The following is a 12773-nucleotide window of genomic DNA, read 5'->3' on the forward strand; positions in this document are numbered from 1 at the left end:
CATCGACCGCTGCCTGTTCGACGTGCAAATACAAGACTAGGTTACCGCCGCGAACCGTCTGCGGGAAACAGAACCTTCCCGGCCGCGGGAGCGGTCGGGCCGCTCTCCGCTCGCTCGGCGTCCGCGGGCTGCTCCGGCGCGGAGAGGGTGCCGAACGGCAGCGTGAAATAAAAAGTGGAACCGGCTCCTTCCGCGCTGTCGACGCCGATGATGCCGCCCATCAATTCGACCAGCTTGCGGCAGATCGACAGGCCGAGTCCGGTGCCGCCGTATTTGCGGTTCAGCGACGGGTGGAGCTGGGAGAACGATTGGAACAATTGTCCCTGCAGTTGAGCCGGAATGCCGATGCCCGTATCCTTCACGCAGAACGCGAGCGTTAGCGCGTGCGGGTCGGGGTTGGCGAGCCGCTCGATCGTCACCGAAACTTCGCCGTTGTCCGTGAATTTGATCGCGTTGCCGACCAGGTTGATCAGAATTTGTCGCAGCCTCGCGCCGTCCCCCATGAAGACGGGCGGGATCGATTCGTTCAGCACCGACGCGAGCGCAAGCTGCTTCTCCTGCGCGGCGGGCGTGAACAGCGTCAGCACGCCTTCCACGAGATGGGCGATATCGATGGGTTCGTGCATGATGGACATTTTGCCCGCTTCCAGCTTACTGTAATCCAACACTTCGTTCAGAATGTACAGCAGCGAGTCGCTGCTCTTGCGGATGATATCCAAATACGCGCGCTGTTCGTCGTCCAGCTCGGTGTCGGTCAGCAGGTCCATGATGCCGACGATGCCGTTCATCGGCGTCCGCAGCTCGTGGCTGATGATGGCCAGAAATTCCGATTTGGCCCGGTCCGCCTGCTCAGCCATCTCTTTGGCGCGCAATATTTCCTTCTGGCTCGTTTTGTCGTGATAGTTCACGACCGCGCCGATCTGCAGGCCGTTATCGTATAGCGGCGTTACCCGGTACTCGGCCAAAAAGCTCGAGCCGTCCTTGCGCCAGAAGACGCCTTCCTTCCATACCGGATCTTCCCCGAGCACGATCGCGGCATGAATCGGCGTCTGGCCGGCGGCGTAATGGCTGCCGTCCGGGGCGGTCTGCTGAATTTGATTCAGGCACGTCGTACCCTCGAGGTCGGCGATCGAATACCCGAGCTTGCGCGCGCCCGCGGGATTGATGAACGTGCACCGTCCTTCCATGTCCAAGCCGCAGATGCCCTCCGACACGGTATTCAGAATGAGCGCATGCTCGTGGCTAAGCTGCTCGATCTGCGTAATATAGCGTTCGCGCTGCGTAATATCTTGAATCATGCCGATGATCCGCGCGGGATTGCCGTTCACGTCGAGCTCCGGCTCGCACTGGGCGTGAAGCACGCGCACATCGCCGTCCGGCAAGAAGATCCGGTACGTGAGATCGCTGCCGTTCCGGCCGGTCCGCATGTGATCGACCGCCGAGAGCAGGCGCGGCAGATCCTCCGGATGGACGCATTGCAGCATGGAATCCAGCGCGTAATCGACGGCCGGCAGCTGGTCGTCGAAAATCCGGCGCAGCTGCTCGGAATACGTCAACCGGCCGGTCAGCAGATCCCAGTCCCAGCAGCCGATATGCGCGATTTCCTGGGCACGGCTCAGCGTGTCCTCGTATTGCTTGCGTTTGGTAATATCGCGGGTGATCGTCAGCACCTTGAACGGCTCGCCCGTCTCCGGGTGACGGATAATCCGCGAGACGATCTCCAGCCAAATATAGTGGCCGTCGTTATGCTTGACGCGGCGAACGAACGTATCCCGGTCCGAATACAGCTTGGAGCGGTCGTTGCGCATCTCTTCGGCATCGTCGGGATGGTAGAATTCGATCCGGTTGCGGCCGACGGCGGAACTCGGTTCGTAGCCGAGCACCGGCAGCATCGACGGCGTGCAGTACAGGAGCGTGCCGTCGGGTTCGCTGAACGAGATAACGTCCTGCGTATATTCCGTAATGAGCGAGAGCATCTCGAGCTCCTTGCGCAGCTTCCGTTCCTCCGAACGGATATCGGTCAAGTCGATTAGCTGCAGCAGGAGGAAAGCAGGCGCCGGATGGCCGTCTCCGATGCGATAGAGTTGGGCGCGGACCGGAACGAGTTCCCCGTTCTTCAGCGCGATCTGCAGCTCCCGCTCGATGCGGCCGTCTCGCGAAGCGAGGACCGCCCGCGATAGGACGCCGTGATCAGGCACTTCCGTGCCGGCCGGCACGGTTAGCTCCGTCCACGCGAGACCGCGAAGCTCGGCTTCCGTCTCAAGGCCGGCCAGTCGGCAGAAGGCCGGATTGGCATATGCGATTTCGCCCAGCTCCGCGGCCAGCACGGCCGTGGCGATCGGCGAATAATGAACGATGGATCGGTAGTCGATCTCCAATGAAGAGCTCATTGGTTGCAGCCCCTTTCTTTCTCTGGCTGTCAGCGTAAGCGTGATAGCTGTTTTTTACCTTTTACCATTGTAGCAGGGCGTGCAAACGGAGCCTATAGAAAAAAACGGAAAGAACTGGCGGATAACGCCAAAAACCGCCTGTTCGACATCGAACGGGCGGCTTCACAGACGAGAGAGCGAAAGGTGGACGTATGCTTATGCGGACCCCGCGCCAAAGGAGAGCGAAAGCGCGAAATCGAATACTTCCTGATAGCGCTTGGACATCGTGGACGAAGAAACCTCGTACTTCGAAGCCAGCTCGGCCATCGTGCCGCCGTTGAAGAAAAACTCGATCGCCGCGCAATACACGCCGGACTTGCGATAGACCGGCTGCGTCTCGGAAGAAAAGCGGTTCCATAGAAAAACGGCAAAATAAACCGTATCCGGTTCATAACGGCCTTGCATATTCGTCACGAGCTCGTTCGAGAGTTCACGATACGCTTCGCTGCTCCACGTCAATCCCTCGATCATCTCGTGAATGTCGATTGTCGTCGGGTCGATGGCAGGCGCCGCGCTAGACGTTCCCGATCCGGCCGCTTGCTCGTCCTTCCCCAGATGACAACGTTTGTACTTGAGCCCGCTGCCGCAATGACAGAGCTCGTTTCTTCCCCATTTCGTCACAACCATCGTCTCCTAAACTTTCATGTTGTACTTCTATTATAGAAAGAAATCGACCGATTGACAAAAGAATAGTTGAAATTTGCGCTTATTTTGCCCCTTTTTCGTGAAAATTGTCATTCATTTGAAAATGATCGGGGAAGATGGCGCCCTGGACAGCCGCGAATCGTCAAGGTAAGATGGGGGCAAGTTCCATAGGGAGGAGCAAGAAACATGCCTCAATTAACGTTCAGGGGAGTCGCGCGGGACGCGCTGGCGGCCGCGGTCGGCCCGCTCGTCGCCGAGCTGGCGGAGATTTGCGAATGCGGCACGGATAATTTCACGGTGGACTTGCTGGAGACGGCGCCGATCATCGGCGGAGAGGGCGGGGCGAGCTATCCGTTCGCGGAAGCGGCCTGGTTCGAGCGCGGGGATTACGTCCGGAACCGGTTTGCCGAAGCGGTCGCGCGGCATATGCGCAGTGCGGGGGTGGCGGACCTGGAACTTGCGTTCAAGGTATACCGCGAAGAGATGTATTACATTAACGGCCGGCCGTGCGGGTAGGGGTTCTTGAATTTTTTGAAAAGGTCTCCATAAAGTGGTTGACGCTTCCGGAGAGGCCGTGATACGATAGCGACTAATTTAGAGCGCGAGGGCGAAAGGAGGCACGGATGATGAAGAACGTTACGAGCATGCAGCGGTACGAACGCACGATAATGGCAACGCGCGATGGGCTGACGGATTCCGTGCACCCTTTCGCGATCGATCGTCATTGCGGCTTCCCCGGAACCGTACGGACAAGGCGCGCCTGCCGATGAGCAGGCATGTCCTTGCATTCCCATACGCATCTGGCTAGGAGGCTGCAGGCTGGCGGCGCATCTTTCGTCCAAGGACGTAAGACGCGCCCGTCCCGCGGTCTTTTTTTATTCCCATTCCCCACGAGAAAAGGAGGCGTTAGCGCCATGAGAACGATAATCGCGATTCACGATCAGCTTCAACAGGCATTCAACCGCATGGAGAAGGAACCGCGTCTGCCGGCTGTTCGGCCGTCCATTCGCTCGTACCCGCATAGGGGACGCTTCGCGCGCTCCGCGCGTCTGCACGTCAGGCGCCGTCTGCATGCGCGTCGACGTGAGCAATGGCCATTCGAGCTGCCGGGATCGCGGCGTTTCTCTATACCTGCCTGAAGCGGGGACAAGGGAACGAGCGGACCGGCAGCTTTTTTTATTCGAAAATATAGGAATTTATAGGTTTCACGCTTATAAATCATCCTCTATTTCACCGGAATGTAACGCGCTACGCCATCAAAGACGGCGATAGCCGTTTCACCTTGCAAAGGAGGAGAGCAAGTTGAAAGGGAACACGAAACACCACGCCAACAATCATCATGAAATCGAGCTGCCTCACGGCCGCCTGCACGTCTTCGCGAATCCGGACGTATTCGGGGCATTCGAGCCGAAGGTGTACGAGATGGCGGACAACAATCTGCGCATTCCGCGCAGCATGTACATGAGCTATACGCCGGACGCCCACGTCGGGGTTGGCACCTGCATCGGAACGACGGCGGTCTGGCGGATGCGTGACGGATTCGTCTCGCCGTCGATCGTCGGCGTCGACATCGGCTGCGGCATGCGGGTCCATCTGACGCCGCTGCATAAGCGGGACATTCAGGATCCGGCGGTCCGCCGCAAGCTGATCGAGGCGATCGAGCGGTACGTGCCGACGAACGAACGGACGAATTCGAACTACGCGGATATCGACATCATGGACGTCGTGCGCCATGGTCTGCGGGGGCTGCCGGACAAATACGTGCCGGATGCACGCTGGCTGACGCACGTCGAGGAGGCGACGTTCAAGTTCGACCACGATTTCTTGAGCGAACTGCCGGCCCGCATCCGCAGGAACGCGCACGGCCAGCTGGGGACGCTCGGCAGCGGCAATCACTTCATCGAGCTGCAGGCGATCGAGATCGACGAGGGGCGGCGCGAGACGGGCGAGGGCTGGGGACTGTTCGACGGCCAGGTCGTCGTCATGATCCATTCCGGCTCGCGGGCTTGGGGCGCGATGCTCGGCCGCGAGCATACGAAGTCGCTCAAGGAGACGATGGCGCTGTGGGGCATCTCGAACCCCGACCCGAATCTCGTCTACGCGCCGGCGGTGAGCCATGAAGGGAAGGCGTACTTGAACCTCATGTACTCCGCGCTCAATTTCGCCGTAAGCAACCGCCATATGATCGCCTTCGGCGTGCGTCAGGCGTTCAAGGACGTGTTCGGAGAGGCGATCGAGCTGCCGGTGCTCTACGACCTTATGCATAACTATGCGCTGAAGGAGTTCCATCGGAACGAACCGATGCTCGTCCATCGCAAAGGCGCGACGCGGGCGCTTCCGCCTGGCCACTTCATGAATACAATGGCTTATAAGACAACCGGTCATCCCGCGCTTATCCCGGGCTCCATGGGGACGGCGTCGTACATCATGGTCGGGCGCGACGAAGGGGCGAAGAACTTCTACTCGATCTGCCACGGGGCGGGACGGCTTCGTTCGCGCCGGGCGACCAAGGAGCTGGTCACCGTCGATGCGTTCGCGCAATCGCTTCGGGTCGGCACGGAGGACGAGATCTTGGTCAACCACCGCACGCTCGAGACGATTCTGGACGAATGCCCGCAAGCGTACAAGGACGTCGACCAAATCATCGACAGCGTCGTCGGCGCGAAACTGGCGGACGTCGTGGCCAGGTGCAAGCCGATGGCCGTCATCAAGGGCGTGTAGTCGAAAACAGGCATAGAACCTATCGTCTGCCGAATAACCTGCTTTAGCGCCTTGAACATATGACAAGGAGTGATTCGAATGAGCAAACAGGCTTCAAAATGGGACGATCTTCGCTTCCAAAACGTGAGCGAGAGCGGTATGACGCTCGAGGCCGTCATGAACCGCATGCTGCGCTTTATCGGGCAAGACCCGAGGTGCGCCTATCATTTCGTCATCGGTACCGACTCCCAAGTGTTCCGAGGATATACGAAATTCGTCACGGGCATCGTGCTTCATCGTCCGGGCAAAGGCGCCTGGGCGTGCTACCGCGTCGTCGTCCTGCCGCGCGAGGTGCTGAGCCTTCGGGAGAAGCTTTCCTATGAAACCTCGCTCTCGCAGGAGTTGGCTGCTTATTTCGCGGACGATCTGCTGCGCGACATGGAGGCGCCGCTGCTCCCTTACGTCTACCAAGGCGCGTCGCTGGAGTCGTTCATCGACATCGATGCCGGCACGGAGCCGGTCGTGAACAAGACGTCGCTCTACGTGCAAGAGATGGTGGAGCGGGTCGAGGCGTCGGGCGTCTTCCTCGCCCGGGTCAAGCCCGAGTCGTACGCCGCCTCGGCATACGCGAACCGGTATACCAAACGTCCGGTTAAGAAGGTGATGTAGGCTATGCCAGCAGGATGGATAAGGCCGTGCGCCGCGCATGCAAGTTGTGCGGTGCACGGTTTTTTGGCGTGTGCGCGAGCGGGATTGATGGAAGGAGCGTGCGTCTTGAAGGCGTCCGGAAGGGCAAGGCCGGGTAGAAAGGAGTATGCGGTCGCGTCCGAAAGCGGTATAGTAGGCGCATGAAGCGCTCAGCATCCAGGCCATGGTTAGGAACGCCCCATCTTGGCAAACTACGAACAGATAAGGCGACAGGCGGCGCGCGGATAGGAGTGACGAAGGTGAATTACTCGAATCTGAGTCTACATACGGACAAGTACCAGATCAATATGATGTACGCCCATTGGGTGCTGGGATCGCTGAACAAGAAAGCGGTGTTCGAAGCATACTTCCGCAAGCTGCCGTTCGGCAACGGCTACGCGGTGTTCGCCGGGCTGGAGCGGATCGTGCATTACATCCAACATTTGGCGTTCGATGACGAGGCGATCGACTATTTGCGGCAGCAGGAGGAGGCATATCAGGAGGGATTTCTGGAGGAGTTGCGGCGATTCCGGTTCACGGGCTGCATTCGTGCGGTGCCGGAAGGGACGCTCGTCTTCCCGAACGTGCCGATTATCCGGGTGGAAGCCCGCATCTTCGAGGCGCAGCTCATCGAGACGGCGATCTTGAATTTCATGAACTACCAGACGCTGATCGCTACGAAAGCGTCGCGGATCAAACAGGTCGCCCCGCACGACACGCTGCTCGAATTCGGTACCAGGCGGGCGCAGGAGGCGGACGCGGCGGTCTGGGGCGCGCGGGCTGCTTATATCGCGGGCTTCCACGCGACGTCGAATTTGCGGGCCGGCATGCTGTTCGGCATTCCGACCAAAGGCACGCATGCCCACGCGTGGATTCAAGCGCACGACACGGAGGAGGAAGCGTTCGCGAAGTTCGCCGAGGCGCTGCCGGATCAGGTATCGCTGCTCGTCGATACGTACGATACGTTGAAGAGCGGCGTGCCGAACGCGATCAAGACGGCCAAGCTGCTGGAGGCGAAGGGCAAGCGGCTGCAGTCGATCCGGCTCGACAGCGGGGACTTGGCGCTCATCTCGAAGGAAGCGCGCGCGCTGCTCGACCAGGCTGGCTTCCCGTACGTGAAAATCATCGCGTCGAACGATCTGGACGAGAGTCTGATCATGAACTTGAAGGCGCAGGGCGCGCGGATCGACGTCTGGGGCGTCGGGACGCAGCTCATCACCGCGGCGGACCAGCCGTCGCTCGGCGGCATCTACAAGCTCGTCGCCAAGGAGAAGGACGGCGATTACGAGCCGGTTATCAAAATCTCGGGTAATCCCGAGAAAGTGTCCAATCCCGGCGTCAAGGAAACATACCGCCTGCTGAACCGGCAGACCGGCCGGGCCGAGGCGGACTACATCGCGCTGGGCAGCGAGCGGGAACCTCGCGAAGGCGCGCCGCTGCTGCTGTTCGATCCCGCGACGCCGTACCGGAGCAAGACGCTTGAAGCGTATGACGGCGTGCGGCTGCTGCAGGACATCTACGTGAACGGCGAGCTGGCGTACGCGTTGCCCGGCGTGGAGGCGATCCGCGCGTACCACGAGTCCCAGCTGGCGCTGTTCCGGCCCGAAATTCGGCGCATGCTTAATCCGGAGGAATATCGGGTAACCTTAAGCCGTAAGGCGTGGGATTTGAAAATGGAGCTCATTCACGAATATCACCCGTGACCAAGCGCAAAAAAACGCACCGGCTCGTTCCCGAGCGGTGCGTTCTTTCGCGGCGGCTGTTTCGCGCATCCGGCGTATCGCATTCAGGCGCCAGATGCGAATCTGTGCACCTTGCCGGAGCTATGCGCGCCTTTAGTTATACCGGGCCAAATATTGCTCCAGCGTCAGGTGCTTACTCATGATTTCCTTGGCGATATAGACGCCGACGTAGCGGACATGCCACGGCTCGTAGGAATAGCCGGTCAGCTTCTCCATGCCTTTGCCGTACCGGATGATGAAGCCGTAATCGGCGGCATGCTTCGCCAGCCACTTGCCTTCCTTCGTATCGCCGAAGCTCGCTTCGAGCGCATAGCCGGCCGATGCGCTCGAAATATCCATGGCAAGACCCGTCTGATGCTCGCTTTGCCCGGGGAGGGCGCTCGTTTTATTGGCGACGGCGGCGCCTTTGATCGACTTGTTGCGGTCGAAGATCGCCTTTTGCGTCGCGTAGGACCGGTAGCCGGAGACCGCGGCCAGCCTGATGCCGTCTTTCTTGGCGGCGGCGAACAGCTTCTCCAAGGCGCCCGCGGCAATGCTGCGCATTTGTTTCTTCGGGCTGCTGCCCGCGAACGAGAACGACACGTTCGGCACGACGAGATCGGTCGGAACGTAGGTAGATGGCAGATTGCGCTGCTTGTTCACGAGCACGACCGTGCTCTGGGAATTGGTGACGATAGATTTGCCGGCCGCGTTCTTGGTCACGGTGCGAACGGCCGCGTTGTCGTGCAGGAACGTGGAGGCGGCCGCGGCGTGGGCGGTCGCGTCGGCGATGCCGGACACGGTGCAACCGGCCAACAGTCCGGCGCCGAGCAGCAGAGCGGCTAATCGATTGGTGCGTTTGCGCGTAGCGGTTGTCATAGCTTCTCATCTCCTTCTAGTCTATTACCCGATTGTAGGCGAGAATGTTGTCGAATCTATCTACGGCTTGTTTCAGGCTTGTAAACAATCGAAAGCTTGCAAGCGCGGTCTGCAAGTTTCATAGCGTAATAGGTGACGAATGACCGCGGCGAAAAGTTGCCGTGCATTCGGCTGGAATCTGCTGGTCGCTGTCAGAGCCACATTAGCGACATTAATGAAGGAACGCCGTCGATCGACCTATTCACAGGAAGAGGAGGAGAGGCCGGCGACAGCCGTTTCGCCTTGCGCGACGTCGCTTGGTCCCTTCAAGCTGCGGGCGAATATAACGCTGGCGGAAATGCACGGCATGCCGCGCGAAAACACGGCGTATGGACCCGAGCCAATGACACAAGAGCCGCGGCATACTTGGACATAAGGTATTGCGAGGTGATATCCATGACGCGCAAAACCTATAACAGCGCCACGCTGAGGGGGAAGCTTCGCGTATGCAGGTACTTGTCGGCGGATGACGAACTGCGGGAGCTGGTCCCTCGAACCGTGCGGTTTACGCGCAAAGGCATGCTGAGAATGTTCGAGCGCTGCACGGCCCTCTATGTCAAGCCGGATGTCGGTTCGCTAGGCATGGGGATTTTCAAAGTTACGCAAGCAGAGGGCGGATGCGAGCTGCTGGCAACCGTCCGGCGCAAGCAGAGCCGCAAAACGTTCGATTCGATCGAAACGGCGTACGGGCATATGAAGGCGAAGGCGAAAGGGCCCATGATTGTACAGGCCGCGGTCGAGCTGGACACCGTCGAGGGAAGTCCCTATGATTTGCGGGTGATGGTACAGCGCAAGCCGGGCGGCAAGTGGACCGTCACGGGCAAATTCGCCAAAATTGGGGTTAAGGGCAAAATCGTCACGAATTACGCGCAGGGCGGACGCGTGGTGACATTGCCGGAGCTGTGGTACCGTAGGGGCTTGAGCGAGCATGAGGGCGAGCGGCGCGACGAGCTGCTGGAACGCAAGGCGCTCGGCATCGCCCGCCTCCTCAGCGGCAAACGCGCCGGCATGCGGGAGATGGGCGTCGATTTCGCGTTCGATCGGAGCGGACGTCTTTGGGTGCTCGAGGTCAATTCGAATCATCCGCAATACTATCCGCTGCGGAACATCGACCGGCGCGCGTACAAACGGATGAAGCGGTTCGCCGCCAGTTACGGCCGTTTCTCGAGCAAATAACGGAGGAAGTCCGGTTGGCCGAGCGGTCCGCATGCCCGCTCGCTTGCGGGGGCGGCTCGCGCTGCGCTACAATGAACCGTGGCGAGAAGTTGACTGGACGGACGGAGGAACGGTTCATGAGGGAAGAAGACGGAACGCTGCCAGGGGCGGCGGACGCGGAGACGCTAATAGAGGAGAACCGGCGGCTGCGCGAAGAGCTCGATCGTCTGCAGGCGGAGAACGCGAAGCTGCGCGGCGTCATCCGGTCGAGGGCGCAAGAGACGATGTCCACCCGTTTGAAGGATGCGCTTCGGGAGTAAGGCAGGCCGATTGGCGGGAAAGGTTGGCAGACGAACCGCGCTTGCCCAATTCCGAGGTGGAAAGCGGCGCGAAAAAACGCTACAATATTACCAGAACACGCAGATGAGGTGATCTCATGTCAGAAGAACAATCGGTTCAACCGGAAGAGAAGAAGAAAATTTCGCTTGCCGAAGCAGTGAAGCAGAAGCTGGCCCAGAAGAAACAAGAGCAAGCCGAGGGCGGCAAACAGAAACATGGCCATGGCGGCAACCAAGCGGTCATGAAGAGCCAGAACCACAAGAAAGTCAACAACCAGCGCAAAAAGATGGGCGTATAAACAACGCGAACCGGGGGCGGAAAGCCTCCGGTTTTTTTTATTGTTGTTAAGGTAAGCGTATAGCGTGTCCGCGGGAGCGGACGAAAGCGATGGTCAGCACGGAGTAGTAAGTCACGGTACTTCCGGGTGTCTTGGACCGCGAACAAACGTGCAAGCACGAAAAAGGGAGTCCAGAGCGTTTTCAACGGAAAACGCACTTCGGAAGCATGCGCTCGGACGAAGCTCTTTTGTTCCCCTCGGCGGAGGGGGAAGGGGGAGGGAGAATAGAGGGTTCTCGAAGGGCGCAGCCCTTTGTACTTTTTTTAGGACTTCCACGGCTGCCCGGCGCATAGGAGTAGGAGGAAACCCGAACCCAGCCGTGGAAATAGTAGGATATCCCGGCAAAGATGGAGATGAAAGCATGATGACGGTTACGGAGGCATTCGTCGATTCAATCGCCTTGAACGCGGCGGCGGCCAAGAACGGCCGAGACCTGGTCAAGAAAAATAGCTTCGCGGAATTGAACCAATCGGAAGACGGGAGGCTGTTATTCGGCGCGTGCAAAGGCAGCGGGAAGGAGCCTTACCGCTGCTCGGCGGATTTCGTGAAGCCGGAGAGTCCGGTATACCGCTGTTCCTGCCCGAGCCGGCAGTTCCCGTGCAAGCATGTGCTCGGCCTGCTGTACGCGTTCGCGCAGGGCCGCGCGTTCGAAGCCGCCGCGGTGCCGGAAGACATCGCGGACAAGCGCGAGAAGGCGGAGAAGCGCGAGGAGAAGCGGGAAGAGAAGAAACAAGCGGAAGCGGAGGGCGCCGCGAGCGGCGCGGCGCCTCGCAAGAAGACGAACAAGGCGGCGCTCGCCAAGAAGCTCGCCGCGCAGTTGGAGGGCGTGGAGCTGGCCCGGAAGCTGGCGCTGCAAATCGCGCAGGGGGGCATCGCTTCGGTCGACGCCGCCATGGCGCGGCTGTTGGAGCAGCAGATTAAGCAGCTCGGCAGCTATTACGTGCCGGGTCTTGCCGCCTCGGCAGAGTCGCTCGTGCGGCTGCTGCGGCAGACGGACGGGCGGGACGCGATCTATACGGAAGCGGTCGACCAGCTGACGGCGTTGCACGCGCTGCTCAATCGGAGCGCGGACTATCTGAACGCGCGGCTGGCCGATCCCGAGCGGGGACCGGATGCCGCGACCGTGCTGGAGGAGCGCATCGGCCACGCCTGGCAGCTGGCCGAGCTTCGCGAACATGGCCGCGCGGCGACCGACGTCGAGCTGGCGCAGTTGGCCTTCTATTCCTACGCGGACGAGGCGCGCGGGGAATATGTGGACGAAGGATTTTGGGTGTCGCTGCACGATGGCGCGGTCGTCCGCACGGTGACGTACCGGCCATTCCGGGCGGCGAAATATATCAAGGAAGAGGACAGCTTCTTCCAGGTGATTGCGGCCAAGGAGCTGTTCGCGTATCCGGGCGGGCTCAATCCGCGCGTCCGCTGGGAGGAGTCGCTGATGCGCGAGTTGTCGGCTGGCGATCTCGGGCGCATCGCCGCTTGCGCGCTGCCTGCGGTGAACGAGGCGCTGAAGATCGTCAAGAACGAGCTGAAGAACCCGCTCGCCGTCAAGCGGCCGGCGATGCTGCTCCGCGCAAGTCGTCTGACGGCCGCCTCGGAGGGCGGCTACGCGCTGGAGGACGGACGGGGAGGAAGACTGGCGCTGGACGACTTGGGCGGCGCGCTGCCGCCGACCACCCGGCTGCTCGAGCTGCTCGGCCCCGGGCAATTGGCGGACGTCGCGGTGCTCGTCATGTTCGGCCATGACCTGGATACGGGCCGGTTGACGGCGCAGCCGCTGTCGATCGTGACGGAGCAAGAAATTGTGCGTTTGGCGTTCTAGCGCGCTATGGAAAGGAAGCATGC

13 protein-coding genes are annotated in these 12773 nt (G+C 60.3%); 10 read left to right on the forward strand and 3 right to left on the reverse strand.

Features of this window, described 5'->3' with window-relative positions; genetic code table 11:
• Window positions 1–41: 41 nt before the first annotated feature.
• Window positions 42–2390: a PAS domain S-box protein gene (locus tag BCM02_RS33280; protein ID WP_148933427.1), complete on the reverse strand. Its 2349-nt coding sequence runs from the start codon at window positions 2388–2390 to the stop codon at window positions 42–44.
• 195 nt (window positions 2391–2585) lie between these two features.
• The gene (locus tag BCM02_RS35750; RefSeq protein ID WP_222871045.1) at window positions 2586–3050 is read right to left on the reverse strand and encodes a YecA family protein; all 465 of its coding nucleotides are present in this window, start codon (window positions 3048–3050) and stop codon (window positions 2586–2588) included.
• Window positions 3051–3260: 210 nt separating this feature from the next.
• Between BCM02_RS35750 and BCM02_RS33290 the strand changes: the two genes are divergently transcribed.
• From BCM02_RS33290 to BCM02_RS33310, 6 genes are all read left to right on the forward strand, one after another.
• Window positions 3261–3590, forward strand: coding sequence for a DUF1904 family protein (locus BCM02_RS33290; protein WP_148933428.1), 330 nt, complete (start codon window positions 3261–3263; stop codon window positions 3588–3590).
• Window positions 3591–3700: 110 nt separating this feature from the next.
• Window positions 3701–3844, forward strand: coding sequence for a hypothetical protein (locus tag BCM02_RS35590; protein ID WP_187434554.1), 144 nt, complete (start codon window positions 3701–3703; stop codon window positions 3842–3844).
• A gap of 144 nt (window positions 3845–3988) precedes the next feature.
• Entirely contained in the window at window positions 3989–4213 is a 225-nt protein-coding gene (locus tag BCM02_RS33295; RefSeq protein WP_148933429.1) for a hypothetical protein, read from the forward strand.
• Between the two features lie 163 nt (window positions 4214–4376).
• The gene (locus BCM02_RS33300) at window positions 4377–5795 is read left to right on the forward strand and encodes an RtcB family protein (RefSeq protein WP_148933430.1); all 1419 of its coding nucleotides are present in this window, start codon (window positions 4377–4379) and stop codon (window positions 5793–5795) included.
• A 78-nt stretch (window positions 5796–5873) separates the two neighbouring features.
• Window positions 5874–6443 (forward strand): ribonuclease H-like YkuK family protein, encoded by a 570-nt coding sequence (locus BCM02_RS33305; protein WP_148933431.1) that lies wholly within the window; start codon window positions 5874–5876, stop codon window positions 6441–6443.
• Window positions 6444–6721: 278 nt separating this feature from the next.
• The gene (locus BCM02_RS33310) at window positions 6722–8164 is read left to right on the forward strand and encodes a nicotinate phosphoribosyltransferase (RefSeq protein WP_148933432.1); all 1443 of its coding nucleotides are present in this window, start codon (window positions 6722–6724) and stop codon (window positions 8162–8164) included.
• 132 nt (window positions 8165–8296) lie between these two features.
• On the opposite strand, the gene BCM02_RS33315 is transcribed toward BCM02_RS33310, so the two are convergent.
• Window positions 8297–9061 carry a M15 family metallopeptidase gene (locus BCM02_RS33315; RefSeq protein ID WP_148933433.1) on the reverse strand — a complete coding sequence of 255 codons (765 nt, stop codon included), beginning with the start codon at window positions 9059–9061 and terminating at the stop codon, window positions 8297–8299.
• 435 nt (window positions 9062–9496) lie between these two features.
• Here BCM02_RS33315 and BCM02_RS33320 point away from each other — a divergent pair, with 435 nt between their 5' ends.
• The 4 genes from BCM02_RS33320 to BCM02_RS33335 all read left to right on the forward strand — a co-directional run bounded on the left by BCM02_RS33320 (window position 9497) and on the right by BCM02_RS33335 (window position 12750).
• Window positions 9497–10276 carry a YheC/YheD family protein gene (locus BCM02_RS33320; RefSeq protein WP_148933434.1) on the forward strand — a complete coding sequence of 260 codons (780 nt, stop codon included), beginning with the start codon at window positions 9497–9499 and terminating at the stop codon, window positions 10274–10276.
• A gap of 116 nt (window positions 10277–10392) precedes the next feature.
• The gene (locus tag BCM02_RS33325; protein ID WP_148933435.1) at window positions 10393–10575 is read left to right on the forward strand and encodes a hypothetical protein; all 183 of its coding nucleotides are present in this window, start codon (window positions 10393–10395) and stop codon (window positions 10573–10575) included.
• A 116-nt stretch (window positions 10576–10691) separates the two neighbouring features.
• Window positions 10692–10892 carry a hypothetical protein gene (locus BCM02_RS33330; protein WP_148933436.1) on the forward strand — a complete coding sequence of 67 codons (201 nt, stop codon included), beginning with the start codon at window positions 10692–10694 and terminating at the stop codon, window positions 10890–10892.
• A 400-nt stretch (window positions 10893–11292) separates the two neighbouring features.
• The gene (locus BCM02_RS33335) at window positions 11293–12750 is read left to right on the forward strand and encodes an SWIM zinc finger family protein (protein WP_148933437.1); all 1458 of its coding nucleotides are present in this window, start codon (window positions 11293–11295) and stop codon (window positions 12748–12750) included.
• Window positions 12751–12773: the final 23 nt, after the last annotated feature.

Origin of the sequence: Paenibacillus methanolicus, assembly GCF_008124765.1 — a bacterium.
GTDB lineage: Bacteria > Bacillota > Bacilli > Paenibacillales > Paenibacillaceae > Paenibacillus_Z > Paenibacillus_Z methanolicus.